19 protein-coding genes and 1 tRNA gene are annotated in these 16,291 nt (G+C 63.6%); 13 read left to right on the top strand and 7 right to left on the bottom strand.

What is annotated here, in order from left to right:
* The first annotated feature begins 44 nt into the window (after positions 1-44).
* Both RMN99_RS12595 and RMN99_RS12590 read left to right on the top strand, forming a co-directional pair.
* Complete coding sequence (locus RMN99_RS12595; protein ID WP_309623667.1) at positions 45-716, top strand: hypothetical protein; 672 nt, start codon at positions 45-47, stop codon at positions 714-716.
* A gap of 17 nt (positions 717-733) precedes the next feature.
* Entirely contained in the window at positions 734-1,027 is a 294-nt protein-coding gene (locus RMN99_RS12590; RefSeq protein ID WP_309623666.1) for a hypothetical protein, read from the top strand.
* A 32-nt stretch (positions 1,028-1,059) separates the two neighbouring features.
* Here the strand turns inward: RMN99_RS12590 and radC are convergent, their stop codons facing one another.
* Positions 1,060-1,752, bottom strand: a complete 693-nt coding sequence (gene radC / locus RMN99_RS12585; RefSeq protein WP_309623665.1) for a RadC family protein — start codon at positions 1,750-1,752, stop codon at positions 1,060-1,062.
* Positions 1,753-1,814: 62 nt separating this feature from the next.
* Here radC and RMN99_RS12580 point away from each other — a divergent pair, with 62 nt between their 5' ends.
* The 8 genes from RMN99_RS12580 (at position 1,815) to RMN99_RS12545 (ending at position 8,440) form a co-directional block, all read left to right on the top strand.
* On the top strand, positions 1,815-5,051 hold the full coding sequence (locus RMN99_RS12580; protein WP_309623664.1) for a YdbH domain-containing protein: 3,237 nt from the start codon (positions 1,815-1,817) through the stop codon (positions 5,049-5,051).
* The gene (locus RMN99_RS12575) at positions 5,048-5,320 is read left to right on the top strand and encodes a YnbE family lipoprotein (protein ID WP_309623663.1); all 273 of its coding nucleotides are present in this window, start codon (positions 5,048-5,050) and stop codon (positions 5,318-5,320) included. Before RMN99_RS12580 ends, RMN99_RS12575 begins: the two co-directional genes overlap by 4 nt.
* 17 nt (positions 5,321-5,337) lie before the next feature.
* Positions 5,338-5,766 carry a YdbL family protein gene (locus RMN99_RS12570; protein ID WP_309623662.1) on the top strand — a complete coding sequence of 143 codons (429 nt, stop codon included), beginning with the start codon at positions 5,338-5,340 and terminating at the stop codon, positions 5,764-5,766.
* A 205-nt stretch (positions 5,767-5,971) separates the two neighbouring features.
* Entirely contained in the window at positions 5,972-6,283 is a 312-nt protein-coding gene (locus RMN99_RS12565; RefSeq protein WP_309623661.1) for an AtpZ/AtpI family protein, read from the top strand.
* A gap of 17 nt (positions 6,284-6,300) precedes the next feature.
* Positions 6,301-7,050: a F0F1 ATP synthase subunit A gene (locus RMN99_RS12560; protein WP_309623660.1), complete on the top strand. Its 750-nt coding sequence runs from the start codon at positions 6,301-6,303 to the stop codon at positions 7,048-7,050.
* A gap of 38 nt (positions 7,051-7,088) precedes the next feature.
* Entirely contained in the window at positions 7,089-7,313 is a 225-nt protein-coding gene (locus RMN99_RS12555; protein WP_309623659.1) for a F0F1 ATP synthase subunit C, read from the top strand.
* 78 nt (positions 7,314-7,391) lie between these two features.
* Complete coding sequence (locus RMN99_RS12550) at positions 7,392-7,874, top strand: ATPase (RefSeq protein WP_309623658.1); 483 nt, start codon at positions 7,392-7,394, stop codon at positions 7,872-7,874.
* 11 nt (positions 7,875-7,885) lie between these two features.
* Positions 7,886-8,440, top strand: coding sequence for a hypothetical protein (locus RMN99_RS12545; protein ID WP_309623657.1), 555 nt, complete (start codon positions 7,886-7,888; stop codon positions 8,438-8,440).
* Between the two features lie 77 nt (positions 8,441-8,517).
* Here RMN99_RS12545 and RMN99_RS12540 read toward each other — a convergent pair whose 3' ends face one another.
* The 6 genes from RMN99_RS12540 to aroA all read right to left on the bottom strand — a co-directional run bounded on the left by RMN99_RS12540 (position 8,518) and on the right by aroA (position 14,848).
* Positions 8,518-9,492 (bottom strand): NADPH:quinone oxidoreductase family protein, encoded by a 975-nt coding sequence (locus tag RMN99_RS12540; RefSeq protein ID WP_309623656.1) that lies wholly within the window; start codon positions 9,490-9,492, stop codon positions 8,518-8,520.
* A 5-nt stretch (positions 9,493-9,497) separates the two neighbouring features.
* Positions 9,498-10,256, bottom strand: coding sequence for a hydroxyacylglutathione hydrolase (gene gloB, locus RMN99_RS12535; RefSeq protein ID WP_309623655.1), 759 nt, complete (start codon positions 10,254-10,256; stop codon positions 9,498-9,500).
* Between the two features lie 102 nt (positions 10,257-10,358).
* Positions 10,359-12,077, bottom strand: coding sequence for a 30S ribosomal protein S1 (gene rpsA / locus RMN99_RS12530; protein ID WP_309623654.1), 1,719 nt, complete (start codon positions 12,075-12,077; stop codon positions 10,359-10,361).
* A 388-nt stretch (positions 12,078-12,465) separates the two neighbouring features.
* Complete coding sequence (locus RMN99_RS12525; protein WP_309623653.1) at positions 12,466-12,939, bottom strand: GNAT family N-acetyltransferase; 474 nt, start codon at positions 12,937-12,939, stop codon at positions 12,466-12,468.
* The gene (locus RMN99_RS12520) at positions 12,936-13,553 is read right to left on the bottom strand and encodes a d(CMP) kinase (RefSeq protein ID WP_309623652.1); all 618 of its coding nucleotides are present in this window, start codon (positions 13,551-13,553) and stop codon (positions 12,936-12,938) included. Before RMN99_RS12520 ends, RMN99_RS12525 begins: the two co-directional genes overlap by 4 nt.
* On the bottom strand, positions 13,550-14,848 hold the full coding sequence (gene aroA, locus RMN99_RS12515; protein WP_309623687.1) for a 3-phosphoshikimate 1-carboxyvinyltransferase: 1,299 nt from the start codon (positions 14,846-14,848) through the stop codon (positions 13,550-13,552). Before aroA ends, RMN99_RS12520 begins: the two co-directional genes overlap by 4 nt.
* A gap of 232 nt (positions 14,849-15,080) precedes the next feature.
* Between aroA and RMN99_RS12510 the strand changes: the two genes are divergently transcribed.
* From RMN99_RS12510 to RMN99_RS12500, 3 genes are all read left to right on the top strand, one after another.
* Entirely contained in the window at positions 15,081-15,401 is a 321-nt protein-coding gene (locus tag RMN99_RS12510) for a TIGR02300 family protein (protein ID WP_309623651.1), read from the top strand.
* A gap of 96 nt (positions 15,402-15,497) precedes the next feature.
* Positions 15,498-15,573 (top strand) — tRNA-Ala (locus RMN99_RS12505).
* 95 nt (positions 15,574-15,668) lie between these two features.
* Positions 15,669-16,291, top strand: a 623-nt coding sequence (locus tag RMN99_RS12500; RefSeq protein ID WP_309623650.1) for a signal recognition particle receptor subunit alpha, incomplete at its 3' end; no start/stop codon positions are given.

The following is a 16,291-nucleotide window of genomic DNA, read 5'->3' as shown; positions in this document are numbered from 1 at the left end:
GGCCTTGCATCGGCCAGCACGGTGCCAAGGGCAAGGGGGCAGCAATGGACGTCGAAAAGGTTATCGCCGCGCTGGAGAAATACCTGCGCGAATTCATTGTCTATCTGGTCACCTTCTTCCGCCCGACCGTGACCGAGGAAATCTACGACGATCACGAGAACTACAACAAGAGCGTGATATTCGCGATTTTTTCGACCGCGATGGGCGCGTTCATGTGGAGCCGCTACATCCTCCACGAGCCCAACAGCGCCAAAGACATCTTCGGCCTGATGGTCGACAACCTCCTCAAATGGGTTTCGTTCGGCATCCTTCTGTTCGTGATCGTGCGGTTGTTCCGGCGCAGCATTCCGATCGTCCGCACGGTGATCGCGGTGGTGAAGGTGTTTTCAGTCGCGCACGTGATCGCGATCTACCTCGCCTATCTGGCAATCAATTTCTTCTGGCTGTGGTCAGAGCCGGCCTGCCGCGAAGTGGCGGAAGTTTCGGTGGGTACGATCACCACCTATCTGATCGAAATGCTGTTCATCTGGATCTACCTGCCGCGTGAAGTGGTGGTCCTTGCCGGGGCGACTGCCGGCCGAACCAACAGGATCGCGATCAATGCGATGTTCCTGGGGATTTTGTCGCTGGTGATCGTGGTGCTCTGCGCGGTTTCGATGCGCGGCTATTACGACAAACAGATTGCGGCGAACATACATTGCCAAATCAAGGTGTAGTGCTAGGATTGTCTTGGTTGCGCGACAGAGGTGTGGATATGAGTCGCTCATTGGCACTGCGGTGCATTTCAGCAATCTGTGTGGTGGTCGCGGTCTGCGCGCCGGCTGCGGCGCAGCCACTCGCCGCGTCGTCAGGAAGCCAGGCCAGAAAATGCACACCGATGCAGGAAGGCAAGGAGATGGTGCGCGAAATCCTCGGCTTCCGGAACCGTTGCACGCAAGCGGTATCGACCTTCGGCGGCAAAAGCGGGGGCGGCAACGCCGTGAAGCGCGGCGACAGCGGCAATGCCGAGAAACGCAAGCCGTCGTAAGCGGCGCGCTGCAAGCGGACTTTCCGCCCGTGCTAGATCAGCCCGCGCGATTTAAGGCTGACGTGGCCTTCCTTGCCGATGATCACGTGATCGAGCACCGCGATCCCAAGGAGCCGCCCAGCTTCCGCGATCCGATTGGTAATCTGCACATCAGCGCGGCTGGGTTCGGGCGAACCGGATGGATGGTTGTGGACCAGGATCAGCCCCGCCGCGCCCAGATCGAGCGCCTGCTTGACCACGGTGCGCGGATGGATGGCGGCTTCATCCAGCGTGCCTTCGCTGACCAGTTCATCGCTGACCAGGCGGTTTTTGGTATCGAGGTAGAGTACCCGCACCCGTTCGTGTTTGAGGTGCGCCATGTCGATCGTCAGGTAATCGAGCAGCGCCTGCCAGCTTGATAGCACCGGCGTTTCCTGCACCCCGGCGCGGGCCATGCGGCGCGCGGCCAGCGCGACGATCTTGAACGCCGCGGCGCTGGTTTCACCCATCCCGGGATGCTTGGCCAATGCGGCGGAATCGGCGTTGAACAGCCCCGCCAGCCCGCCGAACCGGGCGATCAGGCTTTTTGCCAGCGGCTTGACGTCGCGGCGCGGGATCGCGGTCATCAGCAGGTATTCGACCACCTCGTGATCGCCCAGCGCTTCGGCCCCGCCTGACAGCAGGCGGGTGCGCAGCCGCGCGCGGTGGCCACTGCCGTGGTGCGCATCTTCGCCGCTATTGGCCATCCGCCTGTTCTCCTTGCGGCACTTTCTTGCCTTTCATGCGTTGAGCGCGCAAGGGTGGTGCAATGTCCGAGGACGATCCTCAAGCATTTGATGAACTGGCTGAAGTCCCCGCGCCTGCCCGGCGGCGGCGGTTGCGTGTGCTTGTCGGCCTGCTGATTGTGCTCGCGCTGGCGCTGGCCGGAACTTGGCTGGCGCGTGAGCGGATCGCCAACCGGATCGTTGCCGGTCAGCTTGAAGAACTGGGTCTTCCAGCGACCTACGAGATCGAAAAGATCGGCACCAACCGCCAGATTCTGACCAATGTCGTGGTCGGCGATCCGGCGCGGCCCGATTTCACCGCCGAACGGGTCGAGGTCGAAACCCGCCTGACCTTAGGCACGCCGACAATCGGCGAAGTGATGCTGGTGCGCCCGCGGCTCTATGGCCAGGTCATGGATGGCAAGGTCAGCTTCGGCGCGCTCGACAAAGTGATCTACACCAATCGCGCCGGGCCCAAGGGACTGCCCGATCTCGATCTCAAACTGGTTGACGGGCGCGCGCGGATCGAAAGCGAGTGGGGTGTACTGGGCGTCAAGGCCGAAGGGCGGGGCAACCTGCGCAACAGCTTTGTAGGCACACTGGCAGCAGTGGCACCGAAGCTGGAACTTGGCGGTTGCCGGATGCAGGGGCTCAGCGCTTACGGGAAGGTGACCAGCAGCGCCGCCGCACCCACATTCGTCGGCCCGGTGCGGCTGGCCGCGCTCGATTGCCCGGCCGGGCCAAGCCTGCGCAAGGCTAACCTGGCGCTGGTGGCCAAAATTGGCCCGCTGTTTGACAAGGTGGCGGGCAGCTATGCAATCGACAGCCAGCGCGCAGCATTTCAGGGCAGCCAGCTGGCGACCGTTCAGGGCAAGGGTGAATACAGCTATGGGGCCGGGCAACTGGTCGCCAGCTATGCCCTCAATGGCACGCGGCTGCAGGCGGCGGGCGTGCAGATGGCGCGGGTCAAGCTGGACGGCGATCTTCACGGCCGCGATGGCCTGACCAGCTGGGATGCTTCGGGTGCGCTGAACGGGCAAGGGGTGACGCCGGGGCGCGGCTTCGATGGCGCTTTGGCCAACATGGCCGGGGCGGGGCAAGGCACCTTGCTCGAACCGCTGGCAAAGCAACTGCGTGCCGCGCTGCTGCGCGAGGCACCGGGCAGTTCGCTCAGCGCGACTTATCAATTGCGCCAGAGCGGGACGATTACCAACCTGGTGGTTCCCGGCGCGCTGTGGCGCGGCACGGGCGGGGCGCGGCTGGCGCAGCTTTCGCGGGTAACGCTGGTGCTGGGTCAGCGCGGCGGACCGCGCATTGCCGGGAACATCATCACCGAAGGCGCCGGCCTGCCGCGGATCGAAGGGCGGTTCGAACAGCGCGGTAGCGGCGCTGGTGTCGCCCAGCTCAGCCTTGCCGAATACCGCGCCGGGGACAGCCGCGTGGCCTTGCCCCTGCTCAAGGTGGTGCAGTTGCCCGGCGGGGCAATCGGCTTTGCCGGTGAGGCACGGGTCAGCGGCCCGTTGCCCGGCGGGCGGATCGATAACCTGCGCCTGCCGGTGGAAGGCAACTGGTCAAGCCGCGCGGGCCTTGCCATGTTGCGCACCTGCACGCCGGTAGCGTTTGACCGCTTCAAGGTGGCCAACCTGTCGCTCAATGCGCAGGCCATGACGATATGCCCGGGCAAGGAAGGCGCGATCGTGAAGTTCGATGGCCGCGGTTTCCGCGCCTCTGCAGGTGCCTCGGCGCTGTCGTTCACCGGCACCTTGGGCACGACCGCGATCCGGCTTAGAAGCGGAGCGATCGGCATGGCCTGGCCCGGTGCACTCGCGGCGCGCAGCATCGACGTTTCACTGGGGCCAATCGATCGGCCCAACACCATGCAGATCGCCGATCTGAGGGCGCAGCTGGGCAAAGTGGTGACCGGGACCTTTGCCGGGACCGCGCTCAAGCTCGATGCGGTGCCGCTCGATATGTATGACGGGGCGGGTAACTGGCGCTTCGCCGGAGGAGACCTGGCGGTGACCGGGGCCAGCCTGTGGGTCAAGGACCGCGAAAAGGTGGCGCGGTTCTATCCGCTGCTGGCGCGCGATGCCGCCTTGCAGCTCCATTCCACCACCTTCACGGCGCAGGCGCTGCTGCGCGAAGCCAAGACCGACCGGGTGATCGTCGATACCCGCATCAGCCACGATCTCGATACTGCGCTGGGCCATGCCGAGCTGCTGGTCCCAGGGATCACTTTCGACAAGCAGCTCCAGCCCGAAATGCTGACCTATTATACCCAAGGCGTGGTGGCCGACGTGTTCGGCACGGTGACCGGGCGCGGCGATATCGACTGGAACCGTGACGGGGTCACTTCGACTGGCGATTTCAACACCCGGAATGCCGATTTCGCTGCGCTGTTCGGGCCGGTCAAGGGCGTGTCAGGCACCGTCCATTTCAGCGATCTCCTCAAGCTGGAAACCCCGCCGCGCCAGCATCTTACGGTCAAGTCGATCAACCCCGGGATCGAGGTCAACGACGGCGATGTCTGGTTCCAGCTTGCGCCGGATAAGGTGCTGCTGGTCGAAGGCGGCGAATGGCCGTTCATCGATGGCACAATGAAGCTGCTGCCGACGCGCATGGTGATCGGATCGTCCGAAGTGCGGCGCTTCACGTTGATGGTCGAAGGGATCAATTCCGCCAAATTCGTCCAGCGGCTCGAACTTGCCAACATTTCCGCGACCGGGATCTTCGATGGCAGCCTGCCGCTGGTGTTCGACGAGAACGGCGGACGGATCGAGGGCGGTTTGCTGGTCTCGCGCCCGCCCGGCGGCAACATCTCCTATGTCGGTGAGCTGACTTACAAGGACCTTTCGCCGATGGGCAACTTTGCCTTCGATGCGCTCAAAAGCCTTGATTTCAGCCGGATGGAGATCACCCTGCAGGGCAATATCGATGGTGAAATCGTCACCCAGATGCACATCGACGGAGTCAAGCAAGGCAAAGGGGCCAAGCGCAATTTCCTGACACGGCGGTTCGAAGGCCTGCCGGTGGTGTTCAACATCAATATCCGCGCGCCGTTCTATCAGTTGATCGGCTCGTTCAAATCGCTTTACGATCCCAGCCGGATCCGTGATCCGCGCGAGCTGGGGCTGGTTGGCAAGCAAGCCAAGCCGGCCGCGCCCGCCCCCGTCATTCCGCCGCAGCCCGTTCCTTCGCCGCCTGCCGCCTTGCCGCCCGCGGTCCAACCCACACAAAAGCCAGACGATATTCAGGCTCCAGACAGCAGGAATAGCCCATGAACGCTATCGAATTGACCTTGCGCGCCCGAATTGCGAAGAGCTTGCCGATGCAGGGATCGCAAACAGGGAAACGAAGGTCGGCAGCCAGCCAGGCAATTGTGCTGGCGATGTTGCTGGGCGGCGCGGTGTCGCTTTCGGGTTGTGTATCGGTCAATGCACCGGACAAGCCGATCGTGATCGAGCTCAACATCAACATCAAACAGGAGGTCGTCTATCGCCTCTCGGCCGACGCCGCGAGCACGATCGAAGACAATCCTGACATTTTCTGATTGGAGTGATTGACGTGATGAACAGAGCAACTCTTGGCCGCCTGACTTTGGGGCTGGGCGCTGTCATTGTCGGAGCAATGCTGGTCACCAGCCCGCTTGCCGCGCAGTCCGTCGCCAATCCTGCGCTCGAAGCAGCGCGTGCCACCGGGCAGGTGGGCGAACAGACCGATGGCTACCTGGGCTTTCCCACCCCGCCTTCGGATGAGGTGCGGCGCGTGGCCGATAGCGTCAACATCAAGCGCCGCAAGGTTTATGTCGAGCGCGCCCAGGCGCGAAGCTCGACGGTGGAAGACTATGCGTTCACCACCGCGTGCCAGCTGATCGCCAAGACCAGGCCAGGCGAAAAGTATCAGGCCCCCGATGGTTCGTGGCGCACCCGCACGGCGGAACCGGCGCTGCGTGACAATCGCTGCCCTCCGGTGGGATCGCCGCTGCCGGCGGGCTGAACAAACAACCTCCCAAAAGCGGGGCGTCGGTGGCACACACCGGCGCCCCTTTTTGCATCGACCGGGCGGGCCGGTTGACTCGGCCCATGTCCCTTCCTAAAGGGGCCGCGTTCAGGGTCCCCCGTATCTGCGGGCCGGGTTCGAACACGCTCAATTTTCCGGCTGGTTTGGCCCTTGTGGCGCCGCTGCAGACAGGACCTTTCGTGTGACCGATTCGAGCGAGAACAACGGCGGGGACACCCTCGACCGGCGTATTGCCGAAGCGCAGGCCAAGCACGATCGCGGGATCTCCCGGGCCGAAGGACGTGCGGAATCGCGCGGCTGGGCCGTGGGGATCGAATTTGTCGGCGCGGTGCTGGTGCTGGGGTTTGCCGGTTGGGCATTGGATAACTGGAGCGGCGCGGGAACCCGCCCGTGGGGCATGATCGTCGGCCTGGTGCTAGGCTTTGCCGCCGGCACCCGCCGCGCCATGCAAACCGCGCGGCAGTTCGATACCGATCCCGGCAACGACGTTTAAGGACTCAGGGACTTTCGATGGCCAACCCGATGGAACAGTTCACGGTCGAAACGATCAAGCCGCTGGTTGTGGCGGGATACGATGTTTCGTTCACGAACTCCTCGCTGTGGATGGTGATCGCGCTGGCCGCAGTTTCGGTTTTTCTCTTTGTCGGCACCGCCAAACCGCAGCTGGTTCCAGGCCGTGTGCAGGCAGCTACCGAATATCTCTATGATTTCGTGCGAAAAATGCTGGATGAAAACGTCGGTCCCGGAGGCCGGCGTTATGCCCCGCTGATTTTTTCGATCTTTATTTTCGTGCTGGCCTGCAACCTGCTGGGCCTGATCCCGTGGATTGGTGCATTCACGCCGACCAGCCACGTCACGGTCACTTTTGGCCTCGCCATGATCGTTTTCGTGACCGTCTGCGTGATCGGTGTCTGGCGGCACGGCTTCCATTTTCTGGCGCTGTTTTGGCCCAAGGATGCCAATATCGCGCTGGGCGCGTTCGTCTTCATTATCGAATTCCTCAGCTTCCTGACCCGCCCGTTCACGCTGGCGATCCGGCTGTTCGCCAACATGACTGCGGGCCACGTACTGCTCAAGGTGTTCGGCACTTTTGTGGTAACACTGGGATCGTTCGGCGCGCTGCCCTATGTGCTGGGGGCGCTGCCGCTGGTGGTGATCGTCGCGCTGACCGCGCTCGAAGTGCTGATCGCGGTTGTTCAGGCCTATGTTTTCGCGCTTCTGGCTTCGCTCTATCTCAACGACGCCATCAACCTCCACTAAGTTCTTTTTTCAACCTCTTCTAACGCAAGGAATTTATCATGGATCCAGCATCTGCAAAACTCATCGGCGCCGGTCTGGCTGCGATCGGTGCGGGCCTTGCCGCTATTGGCGTGGGTTCGATCTTCGGTCAGTACCTCAATGGTGCGGTGCGCAATCCCGAAGCCGACGCCAAGATGGGCGGCCGTCTGATTTTCGGCTTCGCCGTGACCGAAGCGCTTGGCCTGATCGCGGCCGTCGTCGCGCTCGCTCTGGCATTCGGCTGAGCCCATATCCGGCCTGTGCCGCGCGGGGGCTAGCCTCGCGCGCGCCGGGCTGTTTCAATTTTGCAGGCAGGGAACGCAATGCCTCAGTTTGATTTCGGACATGTCTTCTGGCCGCAAATTGCGTGGCTTGCAGTCATCTTCATGGTTCTCTATTTCGGCGTTGTCCGCCTGACCCTGCCCAAGCTGGGCGCAGTGATGGACGCGCGCGAAGCATCGATCGCCGGTGATCTGGCCGCCGCCAAGGCCGCAAAGGACGGTGCGGATGCGGTCGATGAAAGCTATCATGCCGAAATGAACGCTTCGCGCGAAGCCGCGCGCAGCACCATTGCCGAAGCCAAGACGGCTGCTGCCAAGGCCACCGAGGCCCAGCTTGCCAAGGCCGGGGCCAAATCTGACACTGCGCTGGCCGCTGCCGAAGCCCGCATCGCCAAGGCGGTGACCAAGGCCGAAAGCGAAATTGCCGCTGCTGCGGCGACAAGCGCCCAGGCCATTGTCACCAAGCTGACCGGCGTTACGCCGGGGATCGACGCCGCCAAGGCCTCGGTCGCAGCGCGGATCTGAGGGGACAAGCGATGACCAATCTCATGTTTCTGCTGGCCGAAGCGGCTGGTGAAGCGGCCGAACACGGCGGCGCAGAACACGGCCCTGCGCTGCTCGGCCTCGATGCCGAAGGTTGGGTCTACGCCGGGGTCTCGATCTTTATTCTGGTCGCGATTTTCGGGGCCAAGGCGCACCGCAAGGTGATTGGCGCACTCGATGCGCAGATCGCCGAAACCCGCAGGTCACTCGATGAAGCCAAGGCCGTTCGCGCCGAGGCCGAAGCGCTGCTGGCCAGTGCCAAGGTGCAGCAGGCTGCCGCCACCGAAGAAGCCAAGGGCATTGTCGCTCATGCTGCCCACGAAGCCGAGGCGATCATCGCAAAAGCAACCAGCGATGCTGCTGAACTGGTTTTGCGCCGCGAAAAGATGGCGCAGGACAAGATTTTCGCTGCCGAACGCAGCGCGGTCGAAAGCCTGCGCGCCAAGGCTGCCCAGGCCGCCGCCGGTGCCGCGCGCGACCTAATCGCTGCGGGCCACACCGCCAAGGCCGACAAGGCGCTGGTCGACGAGGCGGTTGCCGGGCTGTAACAGTTTTGAAGATCTTGGAGAGGGGAAGGGCGGCTCACGGGCCGCCCTTTTCCGTTCCCCCCCGTGCCGGGGAGGAATTATGGTTCGATCACCACTTTGCCCACCACTTCGCGCCGCGCCATCGCTTCATAGGCTTCGCGCCAGCACGCCAGCGGCAGCACCCGGTCGATATGGGGGGTGAGGGCGCCATCGGCGGCCAGCGTCGCCACGGCTTCGCGGATCGCCTTGCCGCGTGCGGGGAAGCGCCGCGCATATTCACCGGCCCGCACGCCCACGACCGAGAAACCCTTTATCAGCGGGATATTGGTCGAGACATCGGCAATCCGGCCACCGGCAAAACCGATGACCAACAGCTTGCCGCCAAAGGCGACGCAGCGGGTGCTTTCATCGAACACATCACCGCCGACCGGATCATAGACCAGATCGCACAGCTTGCCGCCGGTCATCTCCGCCACTACCTCGCGAAAGCGGCCCTCTGCGATGATCACGGCATCGGCAGCGCAGGCGCCCCGCAATGCTTCGACCTTGGCCGGCGATCCGGTGGTGGCGATCACATGCGCGCCCAGCCGTTTGGCCAGTTCCACCGCGGCCAGGCCGACCCCGCCGCTCGCTCCGTGGACCAGCACCCATTGCCCGGCCTGAAGCTGGCCAATCTCGACCAGCGCGGTATAGGCCGTGCCATAGGCCGCGCCCAGCGCGGCGGCGGCGGGAAAGCCGATCCCGTGCGGCATCACGCTCAGCGCGCGCGCCGGGACCACGGCGTATTCGGCAAAGCCCCCGGTCTTGTTGCCGCCATAGACCTTGTCCCCCGGCGCAAAGCCGCTCTCCGCATCAGCCTCAACAACTTCGCCGGCAAATTCGAGCCCGGCCACGAACGGGACCTCGGGTTTGAACTGGTATTCGCCGCGCGTCATCAGCAAGTCGGGAAAGTTGAGCGAGGCGGCGCGCACCCGCACCAGCACTTCGCCTGACCTGCGTTCAGGCATCGGCAGATCGGTAAGGGCAACCCCAGACAGGTCTGGCGAAAGACGATCGACAACAACGGCTTTCATGACGGTCAGAACGTGTCCTTTGCCGCCCTGAGTGCCGCGAACGTTGCTACCGCATCGCCGCCGCCCCAGCGCGCCTGCATCGCCGGATCATCGGCGCGCAGGAACGGGTTGGTGGCCAGTTCTCGGCTCAGCGTGGTCGGCACGGTCGGCTTGCCCGCCGCGCGGACTTTCCGGATATGTTCCGCATAGTCATGCAACTTGGCGTTTTCGGGATCGGCGTGGAGTGCAAAGCGCAGGTTGCTCTCGGTATATTCATGCGCACAGTAGAGCATGGTGCAGGGCGGCAGTGCCTTGATCCGGCGCAGACTGGCCCAGAACTGGTCCGACGTGCCTTCGAACATCCGTCCGCAGCCCAGCGCGAACACCGCATCGCCCACGAAAGCCAGCTCGGCCTTGGGGATGTGGAAAGCGATGTGCCCGTTGGTATGTCCGCCAACGTCAATCACCCGCACATCCCAATCGCCCAGCGTTAGCAGATCGCCGTGTTTGACCAGGCGGTCGGGCGCGGTGCCGAGCTTCTCCACTTCTGCGGGGCCGATCACCGCGCAACGCGTCGCCGCCTTGATCGCAGCATTTCCGCCGGCGTGATCGGGGTGCCAGTGGGTGTTCCAGATCTGGCTGATCTGCCAGTGCTTGTGCCGCGCCTCGCGCAAGTAGGCATCGGCATCGGGGGTATCGATGCAGACCGTCTCCTCGCTGACGGGATCGTGCAGCAGGAAGCCGTAATTGTCGGACAAACAGGCGAACTGGTGGACTTCAAGCATCGGACATCTCCAATCGCGATCATAGGCCCATCGCTGCCAAAGCAAAAGCCCGCCCGGATCGCTCCGGACGGGCCTTGCATTGGCTAGCCTGTGGGCTGGCGCTTAGTCCTTCTTGGCCTTCAGCGCGGCACCCAGGATGTCGCCCAGCGAAGCGCCGGCATCGGACGAACCGTACTGTTCCACCGCTTCCTTCTCTTCATGGAGTTGACGCGCCTTGACCGAGAAGTTGGGCTTCTTCGACCGATCAAACCCGGTGACCATGGCATCAAGCTTCTGGCCGACCTGGAACCGGTCGGGACGCTGTTCGTCGCGGTCACGGCCAAGGTCCGAACGCTTGATGAAGCCGGTGGCGCCATCGTCGCCAGCCTGAACTTCGAGGCCCCCGTCGCGCACTTCGAGCACGGTGACGGTGACGACTTCGTTCTTCTTGAGGCCACCGCCACCAGCCGAAGCTGCGGCACCAGCGGCTGAAGGCGCGCCCTTTTCAAGCTGCTTCATGCCAAGCGAGATGCGTTCCTTGTCGACATCGACGTCGAGCACGATCGCCTTGACCTCTTCACCCTTGCGGTGCAGCGCCAGTGCGTCTTCGCCCGAGATGCCCCAGGCGATATCCGACATGTGGACCATGCCGTCGACATCGCCATCGAGCCCGATGAACAGGCCGAATTCGGTGGCGTTCTTGACTTCGCCCTCGACGGTCGAACCAATCGGGTGCTTCTCGGCGAATGCTTCCCACGGATTCTGCTGGGCCTGCTTGAGGCCAAGCGAAATGCGGCGCTTGTCGCTATCGACTTCGAGCACCAGCACGTCGACTTCCTGCGAGGTCGAAACGATCTTGCCGGGATGGACGTTCTTCTTGGTCCAGGACATTTCCGAAACGTGGACCAGGCCTTCGATGCCCGATTCCAGTTCGACGAAGGCGCCGTATTCGGTGATGTTGGTGACCACGCCCTTGAGCTTGGCGCCGACCGGGTATTTGGCGGCAACGCCTTCCCACGGATCCGATTCCAGCTGCTTCATGCCCAGCGAGATGCGCTGGGTGTCCTGGTTGATGCGGATGATCTGTACCTTCACGGTATCACCGATATTGATGACTTCGTTGGGGTGGTTGACCCGCTTGTAGCTCATGTCGGTAACGTGGAGCAGGCCGTCGATGCCGCCCAGGTCCACAAACGCACCGTAATCGGTGATGTTCTTGACCACACCGTCGATGATCTGGCCTTCGGCGAGACCCGAAATGAGCCCGGTGCGCTGTTCGGCGCGGGTTTCTTCGAGCACGGCGCGGCGCGAGACCACGATGTTGCCGCGGCGGCGGTCCATCTTGAGGATCTGGAACGGCTGCGGGATATCCATCAGCGGCTGCACATCGCGGACCGGGCGGATATCGACCTGCGAACCGGGCAGGAAGGCCACGGCGCCATCAAGATCGACGGTGAAGCCGCCCTTGACCCGGCCAAAGATCACGCCGTCAACGCGCTTGCCTTCGCCGAATTCGCTTTCCAGCTTGTCCCAGGCGGCTTCGCGGCGGGCGCGATCGCGGCTGAGCATGGCTTCGCCTTCGGAGTTCTCGACGCGGTCGACGTAGACTTCCACTTCGTCGCCCACGGAAAGCCCGTGCGGCTGGCCCGGCATCGCGAATTCCTTCAGCGAAACGCGGCCTTCGCTCTTCAGGCCAACGTCGATGACGGCCTTGTCGTTTTCGATTGCGGTAATGGTGCCCTTGACCACGCGGCCTTCAAAGCCGCCGTCGGCTGCGCCGCCGAGTGATTCTTCAAGGAGAGCCGCGAAATCGTCGCGGGTGGGGTTGGCAGTCGATGCCATAGGGTTGAGTTTCCTCATATCAATGTTTCCGGCCAAGCGGTTGGTTCCGCTGGTCTTTTCTCCACCTTGGCGGGATTGCCGAGGTGGGCCAAAAGGGGCCGTCTTGCCGTGCGGGCCGAATACCCGTCACAGCGTCTTTCAAGCCGGGGCTATCGGGACTCGGCGCGGTTAGGCCCGGAACGGCCAAAACGCAAGGAAATTGGCGGCGCTAGTAAGTCAGGCACGCCGCAGGGCAGGTGGGGCATGGACCGCATGGACCACTCTCCAGGTTTAAAATTGCCTTACTGCGGTTGCTTCGATCAAAACCCCCGAAAAAGTTGGATAAAGACCGCATCATCGCCATTTGTCAGATTTGGCGAATGTAGGAAATCGATACCTTGGCCGTGGATCAATTTTGGCCGATAAAAAGCATCGCTACGTCGCAGCGGCCGTAAGCGCCGCCGTGGCGTTCCATCACCCCGGTATCATGGACGAAGCCGAGCTTTTCGTAGAGATGGATCGCCGCTGCGCACTTCTTGTTGGTCAGCAAATAGAGCTCTTCAACACCCATCTGCTGGGCCCGCTCGATCACCTTTTCGAGCAGGAATTCGCCCGCTTTCAGCCCGCGTGCCGCTTCACGCACGCCCATCTTGGTCAGTTCATGCGCGCCGGTGCCATCGGGCTTGAGCGCGCAGGTTCCGACAATCCCCAGCCCCGGTGCTTCGACAAACAGGATCGCCCCGCCGGGATCGACGATCGTTTCCTGAGGATTTTCCAGCACCAGCCGGTCGGCCTCTTCCAGTTCGAACATCGCTTCGATCCATTCGACATTTATGTCGTGAAAGTCGCGGGCAAGCGCCTCGTCCCATTCAACTATGTTCATACGCACAACTCAGCAATCCGGATCGCTTCGGCTATGGCTGCGGCGGGGCCAAGATCGGACGTATCGAGCAGCACGGCATCAGCAGCGGCAACCAATGGCGCATCGGTGCGGCCGCGATCGCGGGCATCGCGCGCTTCGAGGTCCGCTGCGATTTCGGCCAGGGTCACGGCGCGGCCCGTGGCCTGCATTTCGCGGAAGCGCCGCTCGGCGCGCGCCGGCACGCTGGCGACGACGAACAACTTCACCTCGGCCTCGGGCGCGATCACCGTGCCGATGTCGCGCCCATCCAGCACCGCGCCGCCGGGCTGGGTGGCGAACGCGCGCTGGCGGTCATACAGTGCACGGCGCACAGCGGGGTGGACCGACACCCGGCTGGCAAGGCCGCCGGCCGCTTCGCTACGCAATACGGGATCGGCCAGCAGGCTATCCCGAAAATCGCACGCGGCCAGCGCATCGCCGGGATCATCGGCATTGCCGTGGTTCAGTGCACACTGCCGCCCGACCGCGCGGTACAGCAGCCCGGTATCGAGATGCGGCAAGCCAAAATGCGCCGCCAGCGCCTTGGCAATGGTGCCTTTGCCCGAGGCGGTGGGGCCATCGACCGCGATGATCATGCCGTCGCCCCGTCCAGCAGCGCCTCGAACACCGGGAAGCTTGTCGCAATTGGGCGGGTATCGTCAACCTCGATCCCATCGCGGCTGGCCAGGCCTGCTACCGCCATCGCCATCGCGATGCGGTGATCGAGGTGGGTCTTGACCCGCGCGTTGGCGCTGCCGCGCAGCGGTTCGCCGCCGCTGCCTTCGATGATCAGGCCGTCCTCGACTTCCTGTACCCGTGCGCCGGCGGTGGTCAACGCGGCGGCCATGGCGGAGAGGCGGTCGCTTTCCTTGACCCGCAGTTCGTCGAGGCCGCTGGTGCGGGTCGTGCCCTGCGCCAGCGCCGCAGCGACGAATAGCACGGGGAATTCGTCGATCATGCTGGGAGCCACCGCCGGATCGACATCGATGCCCTGCAGTGCAGAGTGCTTGACCAGCAGGTCCGCCACCGGCTCACCGCCCACTTCACGCGCGTTCAGTTCCTCGATCGAGCCGCCCATCTGGCGCAGCACATGGACCAGCCCGGCGCGGGTCGGGTTGAGGCCAACGTTGCGGATCAGCAGTTCGCTGCCCGGCACGATCAGCGCGGCAACCATGAAGAACGCGGCGGAACTGGGATCGCCGGGCACTTCGATGACTTGCGGCTGAAGCTCGGCCTCGCCGCGAACGCGGATCACGCGTTCGCCGTTTAATTCCTCAACCGTCAGTTCCGCGCCGAACCCGCGCAGCATGCGTTCTGAATGGTCGCGGGTCGGCGCCGGCTCGATCACCGTGGTGATCCCCGGCGTGTTGAGCCCGGCCAGCAGCACCGCGCTTTTGACTTGCGCCGAGGCGACCGGCAGGCGGTATTCGATCGGCACCGCCGGGTTCGCACCGCGCACGGTGAGGGGAAGACGGCCGCCCTCACTGGCCTCGAAGGCCGCGCCCATCTGGCTCAGCGGATCGATCACCCGGCCCATCGGCCGGCCCGACAGGCTGGCGTCGCCAAAGAACCGCGTTTCGATCGCGTGGGTTGAAACCAGGCCCATGAGCAGCCGGGTAGAGGTGCCCGAATTGCCCATATCAAGCGGCATTGCGGGTTGGAGCAGCGCGCCCACGCCGACCCCGTGGACGCTCCACGCGCCTGCACCGATGCGCTCCACTTGCGCGCCCATTGCCCGCATCGCGGCGGCGGTAGCCAACACGTCCTCGCCTTCGAGCAGCCCAGTCACTTTGGTTTCGCCTACCGCCAGCGCGCCCAGCATGATCGAACGGTGGCTGATCGACTTGTCGCCCGGCACGCGGATCTCGCCGCGCAGCGGACCGCCAGGCATGAAACGTCGCGGGGTGGGTGCAGAGTTGGCGGGCGCGGACAAGGGCAGACTTTCAATGGAAACGACGGGAAATGCGCGCGGCTTTTGACAGCGGGCGCAGCCTATGGCAAGGCGCGCCCGCGCTGGGACAGGCGCCGCGCCCCCGCAAGGACACACGTAACGCCCTCCCAAACCGTATTTAGCAGTTTTTCGCGAACGCCCGGGACCCGGGACTTCGCCAGTGAGGAATTTTATGGTCAAGGCTGAATGGGGCACCAAGCAGGGCTGCCCGAAGTGCGGCACCCGCTTTTACGATCTGGGCAAGGACGATCCGGTCGCCTGCGTCGAATGCGGTTACGCTTGGATTCCCGATCCGGTGCTCAAGTCGAAGCAGCCGATTCCTTACGAGGAAATCCAGAAGGAAAAGGTTGAAGACGCGCCTGATGCCGATCTTGCGGCAGAGGATCTCGATATCGATGAAGATGGCGATTCGCCTGACAACGATGTCGATCTTGGCGGCGATGACGACCTTGGTGTCGGCGTCGACGGCGATGACAACGTCGACGACAATTAGGGTCTTGCCAAGCATGAGATGCGCCCCTAGTGGGGCGCCTCTCGCGCTTGCAGCGAGGGCGGCAGGCCTGACAAGGCTTGCCGGATGGATTGGTAAGGGGCCTTAGCTCAGCTGGGAGAGCGCCTGCATGGCATGCAGGAGGTCAGCGGTTCGATCCCGCTAGGCTCCACCATTCCAGAGCAATTGAGTGCTGATTGGCACGCTGGCTGACGAGGTTTCGTCCGCCGGCGTTTTGCGCGTTACGCGCGTTCGGAGTTGGTAAGGCCTATGTTCGACGCACTGTCAGATCGGCTCGGCACGGTATTTGACCGGCTGCGTGGCCGCGGTGCGCTGAACGAACAGGACGTCCGTGATGCGATGCGCGAAGTGCGCATTGCCCTGCTGGAGGCCGACGTTGCGCTGCCAGTGGTGCGCCGCTTCATCGATACGGTAACCGAAGCCGCGATCGGCCAGAACGTGTTGCGCTCGGTTACCCCGGGCCAGCAGGTCGTCAAGATCGTCAGTGACGAATTGACCGAGATGCTGGGCGGCGATGTGCCGGCCGAACTGGATCTCAATGCCGCACCGCCGGTGGTGATCATGATGGTCGGCCTGCAAGGTTCGGGCAAGACCACCACCACCGCCAAGCTGGCCAAGCTGTTGAAGGAAAAGCAGGGCAAGAAGGTGCTGATGGCGTCGCTCGACGTCAACCGCCCGGCCGCCCAGGAACAGCTGCGGGTGCTGGGCGAACAGGTTGCAGTCGCCACGCTGCCGATCATTGCCGGCCAGCAGCCGACCGAAATCGCCGCCCGCGCGGTGCAATCGGCTAAACTGCAGGCCGTTGACGTGCTGCTGCTCGATACCGCGGGCCGGCTCCACGTCGACAGCCAGCTGATGGACGAAATGCAGGC

Source organism: Novosphingobium sp., from assembly GCF_031417815.1.
Taxonomy (GTDB): domain Bacteria; phylum Pseudomonadota; class Alphaproteobacteria; order Sphingomonadales; family Sphingomonadaceae; genus Novosphingobium.
The sequence above is the reverse complement of the archived record's forward strand: the minus strand, read 5'-3'. Positions and strand labels throughout refer to the sequence as shown.